The 20,574-nt window shown below is 66.9% G+C and carries 16 protein-coding genes; 8 read left to right on the top strand and 8 right to left on the bottom strand.

What is annotated here, in order from left to right:
- The first annotated feature begins 411 nt into the window (after nt 1-411).
- The 6 genes from EAH73_RS15760 (at nt 412) to EAH73_RS15735 (ending at nt 6,948) form a co-directional block, all read left to right on the top strand.
- The gene (locus tag EAH73_RS15760; RefSeq protein ID WP_140468218.1) at nt 412-783 is read left to right on the top strand and encodes a hypothetical protein; all 372 of its coding nucleotides are present in this window, start codon (nt 412-414) and stop codon (nt 781-783) included.
- 143 nt (nt 784-926) lie between these two features.
- Nucleotides 927-1,172: a hypothetical protein gene (locus EAH73_RS15755; protein WP_140468216.1), complete on the top strand. Its 246-nt coding sequence runs from the start codon at nt 927-929 to the stop codon at nt 1,170-1,172.
- 661 nt (nt 1,173-1,833) lie between these two features.
- Nucleotides 1,834-2,037 (top strand): hypothetical protein, encoded by a 204-nt coding sequence (locus EAH73_RS15750; RefSeq protein WP_140468214.1) that lies wholly within the window; start codon nt 1,834-1,836, stop codon nt 2,035-2,037.
- Between the two features lie 27 nt (nt 2,038-2,064).
- Nucleotides 2,065-2,904 (top strand): helix-turn-helix transcriptional regulator, encoded by an 840-nt coding sequence (locus EAH73_RS15745; protein WP_140468212.1) that lies wholly within the window; start codon nt 2,065-2,067, stop codon nt 2,902-2,904.
- Nucleotides 2,905-3,507: 603 nt separating this feature from the next.
- Nucleotides 3,508-4,137, top strand: coding sequence for a LuxR C-terminal-related transcriptional regulator (locus tag EAH73_RS15740; RefSeq protein ID WP_140468210.1), 630 nt, complete (start codon nt 3,508-3,510; stop codon nt 4,135-4,137).
- Nucleotides 4,138-4,728: 591 nt separating this feature from the next.
- Nucleotides 4,729-6,948 (top strand): malectin domain-containing carbohydrate-binding protein, encoded by a 2,220-nt coding sequence (locus EAH73_RS15735; protein WP_161599571.1) that lies wholly within the window; start codon nt 4,729-4,731, stop codon nt 6,946-6,948.
- Nucleotides 6,949-7,411: 463 nt separating this feature from the next.
- On the opposite strand, the gene EAH73_RS15730 is transcribed toward EAH73_RS15735, so the two are convergent.
- The 6 genes from EAH73_RS15730 to EAH73_RS15705 form a co-directional block, all read right to left on the bottom strand.
- On the bottom strand, nt 7,412-7,717 hold the full coding sequence (locus tag EAH73_RS15730; RefSeq protein WP_140468206.1) for a hypothetical protein: 306 nt from the start codon (nt 7,715-7,717) through the stop codon (nt 7,412-7,414).
- Nucleotides 7,718-7,909: 192 nt separating this feature from the next.
- Complete coding sequence (locus tag EAH73_RS15725) at nt 7,910-9,304, bottom strand: PQQ-dependent sugar dehydrogenase (RefSeq protein ID WP_140468204.1); 1,395 nt, start codon at nt 9,302-9,304, stop codon at nt 7,910-7,912.
- A gap of 86 nt (nt 9,305-9,390) precedes the next feature.
- Entirely contained in the window at nt 9,391-9,990 is a 600-nt protein-coding gene (locus tag EAH73_RS15720) for a carboxymuconolactone decarboxylase family protein (RefSeq protein WP_140468202.1), read from the bottom strand.
- Nucleotides 9,991-10,048: 58 nt separating this feature from the next.
- Nucleotides 10,049-10,651 (bottom strand): DNA-3-methyladenine glycosylase, encoded by a 603-nt coding sequence (locus EAH73_RS15715; protein WP_140468200.1) that lies wholly within the window; start codon nt 10,649-10,651, stop codon nt 10,049-10,051.
- Nucleotides 10,652-10,722: 71 nt separating this feature from the next.
- Nucleotides 10,723-12,669, bottom strand: coding sequence for a carboxypeptidase-like regulatory domain-containing protein (locus EAH73_RS15710; protein WP_140468198.1), 1,947 nt, complete (start codon nt 12,667-12,669; stop codon nt 10,723-10,725).
- Between the two features lie 218 nt (nt 12,670-12,887).
- Nucleotides 12,888-13,883 carry an aspartate-semialdehyde dehydrogenase gene (locus EAH73_RS15705; RefSeq protein WP_140468196.1) on the bottom strand — a complete coding sequence of 332 codons (996 nt, stop codon included), beginning with the start codon at nt 13,881-13,883 and terminating at the stop codon, nt 12,888-12,890.
- Nucleotides 13,884-13,991: 108 nt separating this feature from the next.
- On the opposite strand from EAH73_RS15705, the gene EAH73_RS23910 reads away from it, so the two are divergent.
- Complete coding sequence (locus EAH73_RS23910; protein WP_140468194.1) at nt 13,992-16,586, top strand: lamin tail domain-containing protein; 2,595 nt, start codon at nt 13,992-13,994, stop codon at nt 16,584-16,586.
- Between the two features lie 41 nt (nt 16,587-16,627).
- Here the strand turns inward: EAH73_RS23910 and EAH73_RS15695 are convergent, their stop codons facing one another.
- Nucleotides 16,628-17,536 (bottom strand): porin family protein, encoded by a 909-nt coding sequence (locus tag EAH73_RS15695; protein WP_140468192.1) that lies wholly within the window; start codon nt 17,534-17,536, stop codon nt 16,628-16,630.
- An 89-nt stretch (nt 17,537-17,625) separates the two neighbouring features.
- Nucleotides 17,626-18,195, bottom strand: a complete 570-nt coding sequence (locus tag EAH73_RS15690; protein ID WP_161599570.1) for a DUF3575 domain-containing protein — start codon at nt 18,193-18,195, stop codon at nt 17,626-17,628.
- Between the two features lie 327 nt (nt 18,196-18,522).
- Here EAH73_RS15690 and EAH73_RS15685 point away from each other — a divergent pair, with 327 nt between their 5' ends.
- The gene (locus EAH73_RS15685; protein ID WP_140468188.1) at nt 18,523-20,574 is read left to right on the top strand and encodes a sensor histidine kinase; all 2,052 of its coding nucleotides are present in this window, start codon (nt 18,523-18,525) and stop codon (nt 20,572-20,574) included.

The raw sequence follows: 20,574 nt of genomic DNA, 5'->3' as shown, positions 1-20,574 counted from the left end.
CGAGTTCGAACCTCGTTTCTCGCTCATTCAAAATCAGCCACTTATCTGCAAAGATGGGTGGCTGATTTTGTTTTGACTCATAAAATGGGTTACACAAGTGCGCTGTTGGAGGCTGGAAAGCTGAAAAAGGCTTCTGTTATAAATTTCCACTCTCCCAAGTTGAATATTAGCTCCCACTAGGCGCAGGGTATTTTACTATCTAACATAGTGGTGGTTTAAATAAGACCAAAGCCCTTCTATATTTTAGTAACGACTGACTCACGCAAAGGGAATAAAGGCCGCTTGTCACGTCTTCTTATTCTTCGTTTAAGGAACGTGACAAGCACAAAAACCACCGTTCAAGTAAACCGATGCGCCGCTTGTGGCCCGCTTCCCAAAGGCCTCGCCCCTGGCCGCGGGCTACTTTCGCGCATGCTTTCGCTCCGCCTTCTTTCTTGCCTGGGGCTCCTGGTCCCGTGCCTGGCCGCTTCTCCGCGGGCCCAGGCCCAACACGCCGCCCCCTCGCCGCCGGCCCGCGCCCGCATCGCCCTGGGGCGGTGCGACCAGCAGGTGGTCTACAACCTGCCCGCCCAACGCTTCGACGAAACCGCCCGGGCCATCGCCCACGCCACGGGCTGCTTCATCCGCTACCCCGACCGCACGCTGGTCAACGTGCCCGTGCAGCCCGTGCGCGGCCGGCTCACGCGCCGGCAGGCCCTGCGCGTGGCCCTGCGCGGCACAGCCCTGCGCATCGTGCGCGAAACGCCCGACCTGATGGAGGTCGCCCGCATGCCCGCCCGCTAGGACTACCGTTTTCCTGAACGCAAGTTCTGTTAGGCTGACCAACCAGGTGGACACGGCCACCCGCGCCCGGGTGCTGGTCTCCCTTTCTTTCATATCTTGGCCCGCCTGAAAGACGCCCCTTTTTGCTTTTGCCGCCCCGCCCTATGCCCCTGCTCCCGTTCTACGCTCATCTGTTGTTCCGGGCGGCCGCGCTGCTCGCGGCGGGGCTCGCCCTGGCCTGCCTCGCGGTCATCAGCGTGCTGGGTGGGGCCCTGCCAGGCGTGGAACTGAACGAGCAGGTGACCCGCGCGGCCACGGCGTTGCACCGCGACGCTTGCCGGCTGCGGGCTTTGGCCCGGGCCCGCCAAGCCCCAGCGCCCACCGTTTCCGGGTCTGGCGACGCCGGGTAAGCCCCAGGGATTGCCTCCCTCGAAAAGCCGCTGCACCTGCCGGGCCGTAGCGGCTTTTTGGCGGGTGTTTATTTTTATAAACTTCCCAAAATGAGGCACTAGGGCCCGTTTATTACCAGCAAAGAGCTTGTTACCCTCCCCGTAGAGGCCAGCGCGAAGGTAGCCTTAGCGCGACCAGTGGGCTGACATAATCCTCCTTTCACTGAACAGCCGCTGACCAACCCATTTTAGCAGCCAGTAAGGCAGTCGGATTTCAAAAAACTGGTTCAGTTCTGGTTCAGTTAATGAGTTTATAAAACGCCTCCGCAAGGATGAGTTTCGTGAACCCCAAGCCCTCAAAAAAACTGTGCGGAAAACGGTCCGTAAAACCTGCGTTTCCTGGCCGATTGGGCGGGGTCGAAAGCCCTCCAGAATAAGGTCCTTTTTTGGATGTCTATTATTCAATCATATAAACTTTATAAAAGCCCAGTAACCCGCAACGCATTGTCTAATAGATGAATAACCCCAAGGTGAGCTAGGTTGGGTCACGAGTGAAGATGGTAGGATTCTCCTACTATTGGGCACAGACAAACTCATTCGGGGTCAGGTCAACGCACCAGTGTATTTTTGACGCTGCCTTTTTTAGCTACCTCTTCCAGCCCCCACTCCTTGGCCCATGCCCTTGTGCCCGCTCGTCGATACGCCTGGCCTTTCCATCAGCTACGACTTCGATAACCAGTGGCAGTATGTCGAGTGGAAGGGTGAGCACGATCCCGCTTCCTCCTGGGCCGCGTGTGCGCTCATGCTGGATACGCTGCGGGCGTTTCCCTGCGCGAGAATTCTGAATGACAATTCAGGCATCACGCGCACCACGATGCAGCTCTAGGCGCGGAGCCTGGACTGGCTGGCCCAGATGCATGCCGCCGGGTTGCAGGTCCTGGCCTGGGTACTGCCCCAGCAGTTGGCCTCGCCGCGCCTCACCGAAGGCTTTGTGCTCCAGATTGAGGCCCCCGTCGTGTGCACCTTCGACGAGCTGGCTTCCGCGTATGCCTGGCTGCAGCGGCAACCCAGCAACGGCCCTGCGGGGTGGGCAACTGAAGCGGGACACCAACTTGTCTCATCGCTCGGCGGCACACTGCCGGCCGCGGTGGCGGCGGACTCTCCGGCCGCCCCCCCTAGCTGGGCCACGTCCACCGTTGCCCCAGCGCCCGTGGTGGCGCTACGCCCAGGGGGGGATGCGCAGCTAGCCCGCTGGCAGGCCCAGGCGAGCGAACACTTGGCCGACGAACAGTTTGGGCCCCCAGAACTTGCCCGCTTGCTGTGCCTGAGCGGGCGCACGCTTTATCGCCGCCTGGGCGAGCTGGCCGGCCACACGCCGGCGGCGTGGCTGCGCGCGCTGCGCCTGGACCAGGCCCGGCGCCTGTTGGAAGCTCGGGGGAATGCGCAGCTAGCCCGCTGGCAGGCCCAGGCGAGCGACCACCTGGCCGACGAACGGTTTGGGCCCCCAGAGCTTGCCCGCTTGCTGTGCCTGAGCGAGCGCACGCTCTATCGCCGCCTGGGCGAGCTGGCCGGCCGCACGCCGGCCGCGTGGCTGCGCGCGCTGCGCCTAGACCAAGCCCGGCTCTTGTTGGAAGCTGGCAGATTTGGCTCGGTGACGCAGGTAGCCGAAGCGGTGGGTTTTGCCAGCTCCCGGTATTTTGCGACCCTCTACACCGAGCGCTTTGGCCGGCGCCCCGCCGACTATCCGGCCTGAATAGGGAAGCAGCCAGCAAGCAAGCCGGGGCCTCAACCAGTCCTTCACCGCGCCCGACGAGGTAGTTGAAAGGGTACTTGCCAGTGAAGTGGCGGCAGCAGGATTGCAGAATGCCTGCCAAAATTGAAGGCTCAACTGCCAATCTGTGGCACTGTCCGCAGATTGGCGAGCATTTAACAGGGTTGGCTACTGGGGGCGTGCAGTTTTGCAGTGCCAACCACCCATTGGCTAGCCAGATACTTCTTGCTACAGATGAGGCTGGCAGCCAAGGGCCGTCGAGCCGCTACCCTTTTTCTTCCCAGCTGTGAACCCAGGCTTAGTTAAGGACTGCTGCTGCAGTTTCGCGCGCACTCGGCTGGGCAGGCACCGTGCTTGCCCAGCCCAGGAGGCCAACGCGGGGGCCAGCTGCCCATAACCATAGCCGTCCCCGACAGCAGGGGCGAGTTTTTGTTGGGGCCCATACCTAGTAGCGGAATACCCTTGGCCGAGTAGTCCCGCAATTTCCATTCAATACCCTACCCTTCCCTAGCGGTGGGCCCGCCAGCAGCGCACCTCCCGACGGTGGGGAGTGGGCATGATAACCGGGCTACCCCTCCCCACCAGATGATAGCCCTTGGCATTATTGAAGTAGAACCGGCCCGCCGCGAAGTGCTGTGGCAGTATTTGAGCGCCCAGCCCGAGTTTGCGTGCGTGCTGTGCGTGGGCTCGCATCAGGAGTTTTTGGCGGGGCTAAAGCAGCTGGCGACCAAGCCGCGCCTGGTGCTGGCCAATATTCAGCTACCGGGCTGCTCGGGCCTGACGGGGCTGGCCGACCTGCGCCAGCGGCTGCCTGAGGTAACCCTATTCATTCTGAGCGGCCCCCGACAAGCTGAGTGCGTGGTGGAGGCCCTGCGCGAGGGTGCGGCGGGCTACCTCGAATACCTGGCTCCCCTGCCCCTGCTCAAGCAGTCGCTGCTGGTGGCGGCGGCGGGCGGCCTGGTTATAAGGCCCCAGGTGGCCCAGCTCCTGACGCACCACTTGTACCCGGCCCTGCTGCCCGCGCTGCCGGCCGACCTCACGGTGCGCGAGCAGCAGGTGCTGCGCGGGCTGAGCGCCGGGCTCAGCTACCAGGGTATTGCCGACCAGCTGTGCCTGAGCCTCGATACGGTGCGCACCTACGTGCGGCAAGTGTACCGCAAGCTGGGCGTCAACTCGCGGGCGGGCCTGTTGGCCAAGACGCTGAGCTACGCATAAACCAGAGTTGGCACCAGGCCCGGAGTGAGCGGCAAAAGCCCGTAGCGGTATTGAACAAAAATAATAAATTTTTGAAATTTCACATGTTCATGCGATGATGCCGCATTGCCGGGGCGCGGACCTTTGTAGCGTAGACCAGCCACGTCCGCTCACTAATTATTTCTAGGAATTTATCTCCGCTAGTGACACCCAGGCGGCCGCCCTCCTCTCTTTTTCTTGCTCAATACCTGGCCTGCCGAAGCGCCTTGCTTGGCACCCTAGCAGCGGCCTAGAAGCCGGCCGAATTGGGTGTTCCAACTGCTTCATCCTTCGCATTTTCCCTGTCCCTCTTTTTTTAACCCCTTTCTTTTTAACCGTATGAATATACGCTTACTTTCTATGCGTAGCTCGCGCCCTTAATTGGCATATGGGCTGCTGCTGCTGCCGCTTAATAGCTTGGCTCTGACCTTGACGGGCTTGAGTTCAGCCGCCACCAATCCACTGGTTTCGGTTCGCGACCCCCTAGCGGCACCCCGCAACACGATGGCTTCAAGCGCCTTCGATAGCCCTACGAATGCTACGGCATCGGCCGGGAACAATACGCACCTTGCTGTGCCCTACGCCTATCAGTTTACGGCTGCTATTGCCATGGCACCTGGCACGTTCAGCGGCGGCTCTGACCTTGCTGTGGGCAACGGCCCCGCCAGCGTAGCCGTGGGCGACGTGGACGGCGACGGCGACTTGGACTTTGTAGCAGCTAACGCTAACTACGGCGGTGACGGCAGCGGCACAGTGAGCGTGGGCTTGAACGGGGGCAACGCAAGTGGTTCTGGGACAGGGGTATTTAGCCTCGGCACCACCGTGGCCGTTGGCGACCACCCCTTACGCGTGGTACTAGGCGACGTGGACCGCGACGGCGACCTCGACCTGCTCACGGCCAATGCCAACAGCGACGGCACGGTGAGCGTGCGCCTAAACGGGGGAAACAACCAAGGCGGCGGCAAAGGCGTGTTCTCCGGCGGCGACGACTATTCTGTGGGGTCCTATCCCATTGGCATAGCCGTGGGCGACGTGGACGGCGACGGCGACCTGGATCTGCTTACGGCTAGCTCCGGCGGCACCACGATAAGCGTGCGCCTGAACGGAGGAGACAACCTCGGCGGCGGCACGGGCGAGTTCTACAATGGCTCCGACCCAGCCGTGGGCACTGGCCCCCAAATTGTGGCCGTGGGCGACGTGGACGGCGACGGCGACCTAGACTTAGTAGCGACTAACCAGGACAACACAATAAGCGTGCGCTTGAACGGGGGCAATAACAAGGGCGGCGGCACCGGCGTGTTCTCTGGAGGCTCCACCCTAACTATAAGCGGAGCCGGCAACTTGACGCTGGGCGACGTGGATAGCGACGGCGACCTGGACCTAGTAGTGGCCAATGGAAGCACCAACACCGTGAGCGTGCGCCTAAACGGGGGAGACAACAAAGGCAGTAGCACGGGCGTGTTCTCCGGCGGCTCCGACCTAACCGTAAGCAGCCCCGGCGCCTTGATGCTGGGCGACGTGGACGGCGACGACGACCTCGACCTACTAGTACCCAGTGGGAACACCAATACCGTGAGCGTGCGCCTGAACGGGGGAGATAACAAAGGCGGCGGCACGGGCGTGTTCTCCGGTGGCTCCGACCCCGCCGTGGGCGCTAACCCCGCCAGCGTAGCCGTGGGCGACGTGGACGGCGACGGCGACTTGGACTTTGTAGCAGCTAACTACAACAATGGCAATAGCGGCACGGTGAGCGTGCGGCTGAACCAGGTGCCGGCCCCTACCATCAGCAGCTTCTCGCCCGATAACGGCGCGGCGGGTACCAGCGTGGCCATCACCGGCACGGGCTTCAACGGCGCCACTAGCGTGACCTTCAACGGCACGGTGGCACCCGGCTTTGTGGTCAACGCCGATGGTACCTCCATCAAGGTAAGCGTGCCCGCTGGGGCCACCACCGGCCCCATTGCCGTGACCACGCCCAGCGGTACCGCGACCAGCTCGCAAAGCTTTACCGTGGCGACGCCCCCCACCGTAGTGTACCGCCTAAACGCTGGGGGCCCCGCGGTGACGAACTCGATCGGCACCTTCGCCGCCGACCAGTACTTCTCCCCCAGCCGCACGTCGGCCACCACCGCCCCCATCGCCGGCACCCCCGACCCGGCCATCTACCAGACCGAGCGCTACGAAGGCGCCTTCGGCTACGCCCTGCCCGTGGCCAACGGCACCTACCGCGTCGTGCTCCACTTCGCCGAAACCTACTGGACCCAGCCCGGCCAGCGCGTCTTCGACGTGGCCGCCGAGGGGGCCCTGGCGCTCGACAACTACGACATTGTGAAGAAAGTGGGGCCCCTGACGGCCACCACCGAGACGCTCACCGTCACCGTCACCGACGGCGTGCTCAACCTCGACTTCTCCGCCCTGGCCCGCACCGGCGGCGTGGACGCGGCCAAGCTCTCCGCCCTCGAAGTGCTCACCGCTGCCCCCGCTGCCAAACGTGCGTCGGCCAGCCACCCGGTGGTAGCCAAAGTAGCGGCCGTCGCCCCGCAGCTGCTGGCCTACCCGAACCCAGCTTCCGATAAGGTGCAGCTGAACTTCGCCCTGGCGCAAACCGAGGATTACACCCTGGCGGTGTACGACATGACCGGCCGCTTGGTAACGCAGCTGCCCGGCCGCCGGGCCGAGGGGGGCACGCTGCAACACGTGGAGCTGCAGGTGGGCGCCTACCCGGTGGGCCTCTACCTGGTGCAGCTGCGCAGTGCCTCCGGCACCCAGCAAGTTCGCTTGGTGCGGCAATAGCCACTGGCTAACGCTACCATCCCAGAAGGAGTAGTGAAGAAAACGGGCCAGGTTGGCGGCATCTTAGCCGCCAACCTGGCCCGTTTTCGTTGCCGGATTTAACGCACCCCGCGTCAATGAACGCAAAAAGTGCGACGGTGAGAGTGTCGGCGTCGGGCATGTCGCAGCAAACGAAGTCCACTCCCGCGTCGCGGAGTTGAAAGATGAAGCCCGCGTTTCGCAAGGGCCAGCCAGGCGTGGCGATGAGCAGCGTGGGGCCCCGCAACTTGGCCAGGGCCATCGCGGCGGCCAGCCGGAGGCGCTGGTTCTACTTGCCCGACTCGGCATCGGCAAATTCCGCTGACAGTGGCGTCGTTTGGGTGAAGGAATCCACGGCCACGCGCTGGGCCGCAAGCCCAAGACCGGACTTGCTTTTGGGTGGAAATCAGTGTTAGCGGCTTCTTCAGCCAACCCTACCAGGGCCTTACACCACCGGTTGCAGCTCCAGGGATTCGGCCAGTAGCTCGGCCAGGGCGTCGTTGGGCAGCATTTCCAACGGGGCAAAGCGGTCTTCGTTGAAATTGGCTTCGGGGTAGCCGGGGGCCACGTCCTCGTTGTGCACCTCGGCCAGCGTCAGGCCCCAGGCCCCGCCCACGGCGTAGAGGGCGCGCACGTGGTACACGGGGCCCGATTTGGGCACGCGGATGTTGGGGTTTTGGGCCAGCAGGATGCTGAAGTCGTCGTTGACGCACACAATGGCTTGGTCAACCTGAAATTTCGGGGGCTTCATGGCAAATAATTCGTCTTACGAGCACAAGGATACGGCACTGCCTCGGCCAGCTGGCTTGGTGGGCGCAGGCCCGGCGTTTGCTTTCCTTGTCGGATAATCGTCGGCGGGCAACAGCGTTTCCGCGGTTGAAATTCCTACTGCTGACCGGAAAGAGAGGTTTTATTGCCTGGGCAACCCTTGTGGGGCCCCTGCTTACTCCACGCTCAGGGGCCTGGTGGCGGTGCCGGCGGCGGTGGCCACGGCCACCAAGTAGCGGCCGGCGGGCAGGCCGACCAGGTCGAGAGTGGCGGTGAGGCCGGCCACGGACTGCTCGCGCAGGCGGCGGCCCAGCATGTCGCAGATGGTGACGTGGGCCCCCGGGGCGGGCAGCGTGAGGCTGGCCTGCTGGCGGGCGGGGTTGGGAAAAATCTCGAACTTGACGGCCGCGGCGTTGCGGTTGGCCGTGGGCATGTAGGCCCGGTTTTCGAGCACCAAAATGCGGTCGTCGGCGGTGGCGGGGGTGCCGCGGCCGTCGCGGTTGCTAGTGCCCACGTATACCCGGCCGGCCGGCGACACGCACAGGCTGCGCAGGCGGCCAAAGGTGGCCAGAAACTCGTTGCGGGCCGTGATGGTCATGCCGCTGGCATCCAGGGGCATCTGCACGAGGCGGCGGCCGCCCAGGGCCGCCGCCAGCAGGCTGCCGCGCCAGCCCGGAATGGCGGGGTGGTCGTAGTACTTGAGGGCGGCCGGGGCGATGGTGGGCGTCCAGGTGGTGAGGGGCTCGCGCACGTTGTTGGCGGCGCAGAACGCGGCCTCGGCCGGCAGGTTGCAGAGGCCCTCCACGGTGGGCCAGCCGTAGTTGCGGCCCACTTCTATCTTGTTGATTTCGTCGTCGTTGTTGGGGCCGTGCTCCGAGCTGTAGAGGCGGCCATCGGCGAGCTGCACCAGGCCCTGGGGGTTGCGGTGGCCCAGCGTGTACACGTAGCTGCCGGGCGTGGGGTTGTCGGCCGGCACGGTGCCGTCGAGGTTCAGGCGCAGGATTTTGCCGTTCAGCGAGGCTTTGTTCTGGGCCTCGGGCTGCTGCTGGGCGTCGCCGGTGGTCATCAGCAGGGTGCGGTCGGGCAGGATGAGCAGGCGCGAGCCGCTGTGCGTGGTGGTGGCCCCAATGCCGCCCAGCAGCACCAGCGGGGCCCCCAGCGTGCCGGCGGCAGCGGCGTAGGTGTAGCGCACCAGCTTCTCCTTCAGGGCCCCCTGCTCGGTGTAGTTGTACACCACGTACACGTAGGGCTGGGTGGCAAAATCGGGGTGCAGGGCCATGCCCAACAAGCCGCTCTCGTTGTTCTGCGTCACGTCGTCGATGGTGAGCAGCGGCAGCACCGCCCCGGTGGTGGGGTTGATGCGGCTGATGCGCCCGGCGCGCTCGGTGGCCCACAGGAAGTCGTCGGGGCCCCAGGCCAGCTCCCAGATGGTGGCCAGCCCGGGCGTCAGCTCCGACACCGTGACGGTGGCCGTGCCCACCGGAAACGTGGCCAGCGCCGGCGCTTGGGCCCGGGCCGCGGGGGCCCCCAGGCCCGCCGCCAACCCCACGAGAAGCAAGTTTTTTTTCATGCGAAAACAGCAAAAGACCCCCTAAAGTAAGCAAATACCAACCGGCATCCAAAACGCTCACATCCAACGGCCTATTACCTGATAAATCAGGAGGGAGCCGGCGCGGGGACGGCGAAGGTATTAAGCAATCCGGAAATAATCATGTAGTGGCCGGCGAGGTAGATCAGGTCCACCACGCCCTTCTCGCCGAAAGTGGCCACTGCTTGCCCGTACAGGTCGGCCGGTATTTGGTGCTGGGCGGTGAGGCGGTGGGTGAGGTCGTAGGCCAGGCTTTCGGCGGCGGAGAGCGCGGCGGGCTTCTCGCCGGCCACCAGGGCCCCCACGGTGGCGGCGTCGAAGCCGGCTTGGGCCCCCACGGCGGCGTGGGCGTACAGCTCGTAGTCGGCCCGCCACAGGGCCCCCACGGTGAGGATGACCACTTGGCGCACCCGCTCGCTGAGCGCGGTAAATTCGCCCTCGGCGTTGGTGAGGGCCAGCAAAGCTTGGCTGATGCGCGGGCTGCGCAGCATGGCGTTGAACGGCCCGATGACGCGGCCGTCGGCGGTATCGGCCCGGAAGCCCGACTGGTTGGCCCAGGGTACCATCTTGGCCGTCAGCGCGTCGTAGAGTTTTTGCTGGTCGGCGTCGAGGGCGTCGGGCGCCAGCAGCGGCAGCCGGCCGCCCAAGTTATCTTCAGAAGTAGCCATGATAAGGGGAGATATAAAATTCAGCTAACGATACGCAGCTGGGGTGGTAAAGGGCGCGCTACTTGGCGGGGCTGGTCCACTGGCTGCCAACGATGCGGAAGCGCCAGGGCAGCGCCGCGGCCTCGGCCCCGGCGTAGGCCAGGCCCACGCGGGCGCTGGCCAGCACATCGGCGGCGGGCACGGTTTCGCCGTGGTCTTCAAACCATAATACGTTGCCATCCAGGGCCGTGCCGCTGAGGGCGGGCGTGATGCCCAGCGCCTGGGTAAGCACGCCGGGGCCCGCGGTGAGGGCGCGCGCGGGGGCCCCCAGGCCACGGCGGCGCAGCATCTCGTCCACGCCCACCAGCGGCTCGATGGCCCGGATGAGCACCGTATCGGGGTGGGCGGCGTCGTGGGTGGCGATGTTGAACAGCGCGTGCCGGGCGTACACGGTGTAGATGTAGGCGTGGCCGCCGGGCACGTACAAGGCGCTGGCTTGCTGGCGCTTGCGTTGCAGGTGCATGGTCATCGAGTGGTCGCCCTCGTGGCGGTAGGCCTCGGTTTCGACCACCCGGCCGGCGGTTATCACCCCGTCAATGCTGGTGTAAAGGTGTTTACCCAGCAGCTCGCGGGCAATTTGCAGCACGTCGGGCCGCTGGTAAAATTCCAAGCCTAGCTTCATACCAAGCCCATACGGCCGGGGCGTACCGGGAGGCTATCTGCTCACTTTGAGGGAACCTCGCCCCCGGGGCCCTACCGCGGCCGGTACAGCAGCCCGAAGCTGAAGGTGAGCCGGCCGGGCTGCCACGGCGCGGCGGTGGCCGGCTGGCCATTCACGCGCAGGGTGGCCTCGGCGGTGGGCAGGTCGAAGGCGGCCGCGCTGCGGCTGAGCCAGAAGCCGCTGCGCTCGTCGAGGGCCAGCTGGGTGCGGGTGCGCGGGAAGAGCAGGCAGCCCGCGTCGGCCACCAGCTCCAGGCGGCGGCTCAGCTCCAGGCCCAGGCCCAGCTTGGGCTGCAGGGCCCCCGTGGTGGTTTGCAGCGTCAGGCCAATTTCGTCGGCTTTGAAGGCGGTGCCGGCCACGCGCAGGCCGGCGTCGGGGTTGTGGTAGGGCCCCAGGTCGCGGCCCACGGTTTGGCGAAAATACGTGAGCCCCGCCCGCGCCAAAACCGGCCGGCGGCGCGGGTTGAGGTTGCGCTCGTAGGCCAGGCCGCCCTCCCAGCCGCTGCCGCCCAGCCGCCCGAAGCCGCTGCGCGAGGCCAGGCGCAGCCACCACCCGCCCACGGCATTGTACTCGTAAGAGAAACCATACCAATACGTTGCGCTTTGCGCCCGCAACGCCGCCGTGCCCAGCGCTTGAAAGCTTGAGCCGGCCGGCGCAAACCCCGCCTGCACCGCGCCGCCGGATACCGCCACCGGCCAGGTGCCCACCAAGTAGCCGTAGCGCAGCCGGCTCGGGCGGCGCACCGGGGCGGCTGGGGGCCCCGCAGTGGCCGGGCTTTCGGCCGCCGCTACGGGGCCCGGCGCGGCCGCCCGGCGCAGCGCCTGCCGCACGGCCGCGGGCAGCACCAGCGTAGTTTGGCGCTGCCAAAAAGTAGAGTCATAGGGCACCGGGTTTTCCAGGTACACGTCGCGGTACTGGGCGCGGGCCGCGTAGCTGGGCCGGGGCGCCTGCGTGGTGTCAATGGCCGTGGTCAGGTATTCCACCAGCACGCTGACGGGCCCCTGGGGGCCCAGCCGCGGGCGGCCCTGGGTGCGTTGCCGGGCGCTTTTGAGGTACCAGCGGCCGGCGTAGGGCTGGTAATCGACGCGGCTGACGCGCGCTTCGATGGCCACGGCCGCCTGGTTTTCGTGGCGCAGGCCGGCCGGTGTGCGGTGCCACTCGGCCCGCAGAAAGGCGTAGCTGTTTTCCTCAATGTAGAGCCGGCCCGCGTAATCGGCCCGCGCCGCCCGGCCCGGCTTGGGGGCAAAGGCAATAACGTACACCGGCCGGCCCCGGAACGTGGTTTGGGGCAGCAGCCGGTAATCGTAGTCGCGGAAGTGGGCTGGGTTGATGAAGGCCGCGCGGCGGTGCACAAAATCGAGCTGGTGCGGCACGAAGGGGCCCCCGTACCAGCTGTGGTCGGCAGTGCCGGGGGCCCGCAGCTCCACCTTGCGCGACTCCCGGATTTCCACTGCCCCGTCGTCGCCGGGGTGCTGGTAGCCCGCCTGGTACACCGTCAACAAGCCTTCGGCAAAGTACTGGTACTGGCTGCTGTCGCCCCGCGCGCTTTCGGCCTCGCGGTAGAATCCCGTGAGGCGCGCCGGCCGCACCGGGTAGTTGCGCGGAATGCGCGCCACCGCCTCCCGGATGATGCCCGTCACGGAGCTGGTCACCGTCACTTCGCCCAGCGCCGCGGGGCTGATTTGCAGGCGGATGACCAACCCGGGGCCCGGCAGCGGCGGCAATGCCTGGGTGTACTTGCGGTAGCCGAGCAGGGCCACCTCCAGCGGCTCGTGCTGGTACGCGGGCGGGACGCTGAGCGTAAAAACCCCCTCGGCGTTGGTGCTGGTGCCCAGGCGGTTGCCGGCCACGCCCACTTGCGCGTTGGGCACCGGCTGGCCCGTTTCGGCATCCACCACGCGGCCGCGCAGCTCGGCGGAGCCCTGGGCCCGGGCCAAGCTGGCCAATAGCAACAGGAAAGCAACCAGGATTCCGCGCATAGCGCTAAATGTAGCGTGGATTTTGGCCAGCTGTCAGCGCAAAAAGCGGGGCAATGGCCTGAAACGGGAGTGGTCCGGCGAATTACCCGCAGGGCTTCGCCAGACCACTTTTATCCTCGAACAGGGGCCCCGGGCCTTAGCCAGAGTGGCCCGACAAAGCCCTTCGGGCAATTCGCCAGGCCACCTCGTTTCAACGCACTGCCAAGCGGCGCTGCAACCTAGCCTACCAATTTGTTGGCTACCAAGTATTCAGCGATTTGCACGGCGTTGGTGGCGGCACCTTTGCGGAGGTTGTCGGCCACCACCCACATGTTCAGCGTGCATTCCTGGGTTTCGTCGCGGCGCAGGCGGCCCACCAGCACGGCATCGTGGCCGTGGCTGTCTTTGGGCATGGGGTACAGGTTCTGGCTCGGCTCGTCGACCAGCTCCACGCCGGCGGTGTGGCGCAGGATGGTGCGCACCTCGGCCATGGCAAACTCCTTGTGAAACTGCACGTTCACGGCCTCTGAGTGGCCGCCCATCACGGGGATGCGCACGCAGGTGGCCGTCACCCGGATGCTGTTGTCACCCATGATTTTCTTGGTTTCGTGCACCATTTTCATCTCTTCCTTGGTGTAGCCGTTTTCTTCGAACACGTCGATGTGCGGCAGCACGTTCAGGTCGATGGGGTGCGGGTAGGCGGGGTTGCTGGCCGTTTGGCCGGCGCGCTCCTCCATGAGCTGGTCCACGGCTTTTTTGCCGGTGCCGGTCACGCTCTGGTAGGTGCTCACCACGATACGCTGCAAACCATAAGCCTTGTGCAAGTCGTTCAAGGCCACCACCATCTGAATGGTGGAGCAGTTCGGGTTAGCGATGATTTTATCGGCCGCCGTGAGGGTATTGGCGTTGATTTCGGGCACCACGAGCTTCTTGGTGGGGTCCATGCGCCAGGCCGAGGAGTTGTCGACCACAGTGGTGCCCACGGCGGCGAAGCGCGGGGCGTGCTCCTTCGAAACCGAGCCGCCGGCCGAGAAAATGGCGATGTCGGGACGGGCTGCAATGGCATCGTCCATGCTCACCACGGGGTAGTCTTTGCCTTGAAAGCGAACCAGTTGGCCCACCGATTTGGCCGAGGCCACGGGCAGCAACTCGGTGAGGGGGAACTGGCGCTCGGCCAGCACTTTCAGCAGCTCGGTGCCCACCAGGCCGGTGGCACCCACAATGGCAAGTTTCATGGAGGTAATCAAGGGGTTGAAGGGGCGCGCAAAATGACGCACGCGCCAGGCAAAGGTCACCAAAAATGGCTTACATTCGACGCTAATGCCCTTCTAGTCCGCTTATTAATGTCGAAAATCTTACTATTCTTCGTTTTTTTATTGTTTTCCCACGCGGCTTCGGCCCAACTGCGCGACGACTTCACCGACGGCAATTTTACCGCTAACCCCGCCTGGACCGGTACCGCTAATTTCTTTACCGTCAACGCCCAAGGCCAGCTGCAAAGCAACGGCCCGGCCACTACCGGCACGCGCCTGCAGCTGGCCGTGCCCTGCCGCGCCAGCACCGGCACCACCTGGGAATTTTGGGCCAACCTGCGCTTGGCCACCAGCGCCAGCAACCTGGCCGACGTGTGGCTGATGGCCTCGGGGCCCGACCTGGGCAGCGCCGCCACCAGCGGCTACTTCGTGCGCCTGGGCGGCACCGCCGATAACCTCACGCTGTTCCGCAAAGACTCGGCGAAAACCGCCGTGGCCCTCATCACCGGCCAGGCCAACACCTTGGCCAGCAGCACCAACAACTTGGTGCGCGTACGCATCACCCGCAGCACCACCAGCCGCTGGACGCTGGAGCGCGACCTGGCCGGGGGCCGCACCTTCGTGGCCGACGGGGCCCCGGCCACCGACGCCGCCTACCAGCGCAGCGCCGCTGCGGGCGTGGCCCTGCTCTATTCATCAACCAACGGGAAGAACTTCTACTTCGACGATTTCAGCGCGGTGGACGCCACGCCGCCCCTGCTGCTGCGGGCCACGCCGCTCGATGCGCGCCGGGTGGACGCCGTGTGCAACGAAGCCGTGGACCCGGCCACGGGGGCCCTGGCGGCCAGCTACCGGCTGCGCGGCGGGGCGGCGCCAGTGGCGGCCGAAGTGTTGGCCAGCAACCCGGCCGTGGTGCGCCTCACCTTCGGGGCTGATTTGCCGGCGACCAACGTGCTGGAAGTGCGGCAGGTGGCCGACTTATTTGGCAACGCGGCGCCGGGGCCCCTGGCGGCCAGTTTCGCGGGGCTGCCGGTGGCGCCGGGGTTTGGCGACTTGATTATCACCGAGATAATGGCCGACGAAACGCCGGCGGTGGGCCTGCCCGAGTCGGAGTTTGTGGAGGTTTACAACCGCTCGGCCACCAAAACCCTCAGCCTGCGCGGCGTGCGGCTGGGCAAAACGGGCACCGCCGCCCAGGCCGTGTTTCCCGACACGGCGCGGCTGCTGCCGGGGCAGTACGCGGTGGTGTGCGGCACCACCCGGGCGGCGCAGTTTGCCCCGTTTGGCAAGGTGTACGGGCTCACCAATTTCCCCGCGCTGAGCAACGGCGGCGACCAACTGGTGCTGCGGGGCCCCAGCGGCCGGGTGCTGTTCGAGGTGGCGTACTCCGACGCCTGGTACCGCGACGCGCGTAAGCAAGCCGGCGGCTGGAGCCTGGAAATGGTGGACCCCGCCAACCTCTGCGCCGGGGCCGACAACTGGACCGCCAGCCCCGACCCGCGCGGCGGCACCCCCGGCCGCACCAACGCCGCCGGGGCCCCGCACCCCGACGCCGCCCCGCCCGCCCTGCTCCGCGCCGTGGCCGTGGACGCCCGCACTGTGCGCCTGTTCTTCTCCGAAAAGCTCGACAGCGCCGCCGCGGCCAACCCCGCCCGCTACGCCCTGGGGGCCCCCGCGCCGGCCGTGGCCCGCGCCGCGCCGGTGGGCCCCGACTTTCGGGTAGTGGACCTGACGCTTGCCGGGGCGCTTGCGCCCAGCCGGCCCACCACTCTGACGGTGCAAACCGCCACCGACTGCGCCGGCAACGCCAGCGGCCCACTCCAAGCCGCCGACTTTGCCCTGCCCGAAGCCGCCGCGCCCGGCGACGTGGTGGTAAATGAACTGCTGTTCAACCCCCGCGTGGGGGCCGTGCGCTTCATTGAATTGCTGAACCGGAGCCAGAAATACGTTGACATTCAAGGGTTTCAGGTGGGCGATGGCGGGGCGGGGCTGCCCATGTGCCCGGGGCCCTACGTGCTGGCGCCGGGGCAGCTGGTAGCCTTTAGCACCAGTGCGGCCACGGTGCAGGCGCAGTACCCCACCAGCGCCGATGCCGCCACGCTACTCGCCGTGGGGGCCCTGCCCACCTGGCCCGACGACGCCGGCCTGGCGGTGTTGCTCAGCGCCAGCGGGCAGGAAATTGACCGCCTGGCCTACAACAAAAGCCTGCACCTGCCACTGCTCGCCAGCCAGGACGGCGTGTCGCTGGAGCGCATCCGGGCGCAGGGCCCCAGCTTGGGCAGCAACTTCCACTCAGCGGCCGGCACCGTGGGCTACGCCACGCCCGGCCGCCCCAACTCGCAGGCTCAGGACGCGCCCGGTGGCGGCCAGGAACTGACCGTAGTGCCCGAAGTCTTCACGCCCGACGACGACGGCCAGCAGGATTTCACCACCCTTAACTACCAGCTTGACCAGCCCGGCTACGTGGGCTCCATCACGGTGTACGACGCCGTGGGCCGCCTCACCCGCCGCCTGCTGCGCAACGAGAGCCTGCCCACCGCCGGCTTCGTGGCCTGGGACGGCCTGGACGACGGGGGCCGCAAGGCGGCCGTGGGCTACTACATTTTGCACGTTGAGCTGTTCCGGCCCGCCGGCGGCGAGCGGCGCGAGTACAAAAAAACTGTGGTGCTGGGGGCCCGGTTTTAGGGCCCCGGGCGGCAACCCCACGAGCGCGCCGGCCGCTTAGCTTACTTGAATAGATAGCCTATTTGCAGTTGGATGAGCGCGTTGTGCAGGGCGGGGCCGCTGGCCGGGTCGTTGAGGTCGGCGAGGCCGCCGTTGTAGCGCGCGCTTATTTCCAGGCCCTGCGGCAGCTGATAGCCCACGCCGGCCACGTAGCCCAGTTCGAGGCGGCGGGTGCCGGCCATGTCGACGCGGCTGGTGGCGCGCGGGTCCTGGCCCGGCACGTACTCGGTCGATTCCGTTTTCTGTCCCACCAAGTAGCCCAGCTGGGGGCCCACTTCCGCAAACAGGCCGCCGGGGGCGTGGGCACGCAGCAGCACGGGCAGGTCGAAGTAGTTGAGGCGCAGCTTCCCGGCGAAGCGGGCCCCGTTGGCGTCGGTTTCGTCGTAGCGCGCGCCCTTCTGCGAAAACAGCAGCTCGGGGTGCAGCGAGAGGTAGCCGTTCAGGCTAAAATCGGCCATCGCGCCCGTGCTGAAGCCGTCGCGGTACGAGAACTTACCCGGCGCGTTGCCGCCCGTCACGGTGGCCAGGTTGAAGCCGGCCTTCAAGCCCACCCGCCCGCTGAAGGCGGTGGCGGGGCGGAAGTAATCCACCGGGGGGCCGGCCACCGGGGGGCGGGGGGGCACCGGGTAGTTGCGCCACGCATCGCGGCCGTGCAGCACCACGTCGAGCAGGCCGCCCAAGTCGAGCACAGTGTAGGAGCCGCCACTGTTCCAATTGGGACGGTCGCGGCCGGGGCCCGGGCGGGGCGGGCTGGCGTCGCGGCCCCGGGCGGGGGCCGGAGCCGAGCGCTGGCCAGCATCGAAGAGCCGGGGCCGGGCCGGGGCGGGCGCGGCCGGGCGGGGGGCAGTATCCTGGGCGGCAACGGCTCCAGCCAGGCTCAGGGCGGCGAGTACTAAAACGACTTTTTTCATGGCGCTGGGAGAAATCAAGTAATTGATATGAAATAATTTACCAGGATAGCAAGTGTGTGTTTTTTTAGGCCCCCAACACGGGCCACCGGCTAAAAGGCGACGCCGAACGCAATGCCCGTTCGCAGCCCAAATCCGCTGAACCCGGCCGTGTCGAACGAGCCGCCGCCGTTTGGGTCCTTCTCCTTCACCGTGCCGCCGTTGTAGGAGGGCCCCAGGAACGCATCGAGGGCGAAGCGCTGCTTAAACACCCATTGGTGGCCCACCACCACGCCCCCGCCGAAGGTGTTGAGGGCGGCCTCGTTGGTTTGGGTGGTGGCGTTGCCGTTCTCGTCGTAGGCCTCGTAGTCGTTCTTGAGCGTCAGGTTTTGGTAGCGCAGGAAGGGCCCCACGTAGAAGCCCTGCAAAGCCGGTTTATTAGCCGATAGGTAGAAGCGGTACTCGGGAGTGAGGGCGAAGCCGGTAATCTTGGTGTCGAGCACCGTCCAGCTCGTGAACAGGCCCCCCAGCTCCAGGCTGCTGGCAACGGTGAGCTGGCGCTCGTAGAAGAACGAGCCAGTGTGCACCAGCGGGCTCAGCACGTTCACTTTGACAATATTGGACTGGGCCGAGGCGGAGCCGGCGGCGAGGACTAGGGCAGCGGCGGTGAGGAGCTTTTTCACGGCGATTGGGCAGGGAAATGTGGAAAAGAATGGGGATAATTTTGAGCTGCTGGAAGGCGGCGGTGGGTGGGGCGGGCAGCGGCCGGCGAACCCGTCGGGCGGGGGCCCCGGGCGGGGCGGCGGTGGGGCGGGGCGCACGGGCTAAAGGGCTGAAAAAGTGGGCAGGAGAACCGTTGCAAAGGTGCCCGGCGGCCCCCGCCCCCGAAATCGCCGGAAAGCAGTAATCGGCCCTACCGGAAAACCAGTATTTCGCCGAAAGCCCCGGGCTTTTCGCCGAATTGTGCGCATGTTTGCCGCCCCATGGCCGCCCCCTTTCTCCCTGATTGCTTGGCCCATCGCCGCCGCACCCGATGGGCGCTGCTGCTGCTGGCGCTGCTGGGTGGGGCCCCAGCGGTGGCCGCCCCGGGAACCGCCGCCGACAGCCTGCGGCACGCGCTGCGCACCGCCCCCACCGACACGGCCCGCGCCCTCACCGCCCTGCGCCTCTCCATTGCCTTGGCCGCCACCGACACGGCCCGCGCCGGGCAGTACGCCCGGCAGGCCTTATCCCTAAGCACGACCGCCAGCTTCGGCTATGGGCAGGCCCACGGCTGGCTTCAACTCAGCGCCCTGGCCCTCATCCGCCACGACAATGCCCGCGCCGACCGCTACAGCCAGCGGGCCGAGGCCATTGCTGGGCCCCTGTTTCACCAGCACCCGGCCACGCGCCTGCGCAAGCTGCTGGGGGCCGTGGCCAACAACCGCGGCAACGTGGCCGACCGCCGCGGGGCCTACGCCGCCGCCACCCGCTTCTACCTACAAGCCGCTGATTACCTGGAGGCCCTGCCCGCATCCACCACCCTGCTCACGGTGTACGCTAACCTGGGAAACAGCTTTTTGGTGCTGAGCCAGCCCGCCCGCGCTGCCCGCTACTGGCGCCAGGCCGCGGCCCTGCGCGCCCGCACCGGCCCCGTGCCCGAGCTGCTGCCCGTGTACTTGCAGCTGGCCACCCTGCACTTACAGCGCACCCAGCCCGACAGCGCCTGGCAGCAGCTCCAATTCGCCCGCTCCCTACTGAGCATCAACACCTTGTACGCTGGCGAATTCTACGGCACGCTGGGGCAATACTACTTGCTGGTGCAGCAGCCAGAGCCGGCCGGGCAGGCGCTGCACCGGGCCCTGGGCTACGCGGAGCGCAAGGGCGCGGCGGGCTACCAAGCCCAGCTGCTGGGCCAGTTGGGGCAGCTGGAGGCCCAGCGCGGCGACCTGGGCCACGCCCGCAGCAGTTTGCAGCGCAGCTTGGCCCTCACCGCCCAACTCGGCGACCCCCAGCAACTGGTGGGCGCGCTGGGGGCCCTGGCCCAGCTCGAAGAAGAAGCCGGCCAGTGGCGGGCCGCCCTGCGCTACACCCAGCGGGCCCACGGGCTGCGCGACTCGCTGGCCGGCACCGCCGTGCGCCAGCAGGCCCAGCAGCTGGAGGCCCGCTACCGCAGCCGCCAACAGGCCCAGCAGCTGGCCGCCCTGCGCCAGGCCCAGGCGGCCCAGGCGCTGGTGCTGCGCCAGCAGCGCCGCCTGGCCGCCGTGTACCTGGCGCTGCTGCTGGCGGTGGCGGTGGCCGGGGCCCTGGCCTGGGCCCTGCGGCGCCACCGCCGGCGCCTGGCCCAGCAGCAGCAAGCCCAGGAAAAAGTATTGCTCACGACCCAAGCGGTGCTGCGTGGCCAGGAAGAGGAGCGCCGCCGCGTGGCCCGCGACCTGCACGACGGGCTGGGCGGCCTGCTGGCCACGGTGAAGTTTTACCTGGGGGCGGCGCGCAGCCGCGACGCCCTGCCCGCCGGGCCCGCCCAACTGCTGGCCCAGGCCACCGGCCACCTCGACGCCGCCGTGGGCGAGCTGCGCCGGGTGGCCCGCAACCTCATGCCCGAGGCCCTGCTGGCCTTCGGCCTGGCCCAGGCCCTGCACGACCTCTGCGACGCCACGGAGCAGGCCGGGGCCCTGCGCGTGCAGCTCCAGACCTATGGCCTCGACGCCCGCCTGGCCCCCGCCGCCGAGGCCGACGTGTACCGCCTGGTGCAGGAGCTGCTCACCAACGTGGTGAAGCACGCCCGCGCCCGGCAGGTGCTGGTGCAGCTCATGCGCCACGGCCCCGACCTGCAGCTGGTGGTGGAAGACGACGGCTGCGGCTTCGACCCCGCCGCCCGGCCCCCCGGCGTGGGCCTGCGCAGCGTGCAAGCCCGTGCCCAGTACCTGGGCGGCACCGCGGAGGTGCAGTCGCGCCCCGGCCAGGGCACCACCGTGAGCCTGGAGCTGCGGCTACCAGCCGAGGCCGTAGCCGGGGCCGCCCTCCCCGCCGGGGCCCCCACGGCCACGGCTTCCACCACCGAACCCTTTACCAGTAAATAG

It is taken from the genome of Hymenobacter nivis, from assembly GCF_006439025.1.
In the GTDB taxonomy this organism is placed as follows: domain Bacteria; phylum Bacteroidota; class Bacteroidia; order Cytophagales; family Hymenobacteraceae; genus Hymenobacter; species Hymenobacter nivis_A.
The sequence above is the reverse complement of the archived record's forward strand: the minus strand, read 5'-3'. Positions and strand labels throughout refer to the sequence as shown.

Bases quoted from the DNA above. Each gene is read 5' to 3' on its own strand.
- EAH73_RS15760 (WP_140468218.1), top strand. From the start codon at position 412: ATGCTTTCGCTCCGCCTTCTTTCTTGCCTGGGGCTCCTGGTCCCGTGC.
- EAH73_RS15755 (WP_140468216.1), top strand. From the start codon at position 927: ATGCCCCTGCTCCCGTTCTACGCTCATCTGTTGTTCCGGGCGGCCGCG.
- EAH73_RS15745 (WP_140468212.1), top strand. From the start codon at position 2,065: ATGCATGCCGCCGGGTTGCAGGTCCTGGCCTGGGTACTGCCCCAGCAG.
- EAH73_RS15740 (WP_140468210.1), top strand. From the start codon at position 3,508: ATGATAGCCCTTGGCATTATTGAAGTAGAACCGGCCCGCCGCGAAGTG.
- EAH73_RS15730 (WP_140468206.1), bottom strand. From the start codon at position 7,717: ATGAAGCCCCCGAAATTTCAGGTTGACCAAGCCATTGTGTGCGTCAAC.
- EAH73_RS15725 (WP_140468204.1), bottom strand. From the start codon at position 9,304: ATGAAAAAAAACTTGCTTCTCGTGGGGTTGGCGGCGGGCCTGGGGGCC.
- EAH73_RS15720 (WP_140468202.1), bottom strand. From the start codon at position 9,990: ATGGCTACTTCTGAAGATAACTTGGGCGGCCGGCTGCCGCTGCTGGCG.
- EAH73_RS15715 (WP_140468200.1), bottom strand. From the start codon at position 10,651: ATGAAGCTAGGCTTGGAATTTTACCAGCGGCCCGACGTGCTGCAAATT.
- EAH73_RS15710 (WP_140468198.1), bottom strand. From the start codon at position 12,669: ATGCGCGGAATCCTGGTTGCTTTCCTGTTGCTATTGGCCAGCTTGGCC.
- EAH73_RS15705 (WP_140468196.1), bottom strand. From the start codon at position 13,883: ATGAAACTTGCCATTGTGGGTGCCACCGGCCTGGTGGGCACCGAGCTG.
- EAH73_RS23910 (WP_140468194.1), top strand. From the start codon at position 13,992: ATGTCGAAAATCTTACTATTCTTCGTTTTTTTATTGTTTTCCCACGCG.
- EAH73_RS15695 (WP_140468192.1), bottom strand. From the start codon at position 17,536: ATGAAAAAAGTCGTTTTAGTACTCGCCGCCCTGAGCCTGGCTGGAGCC.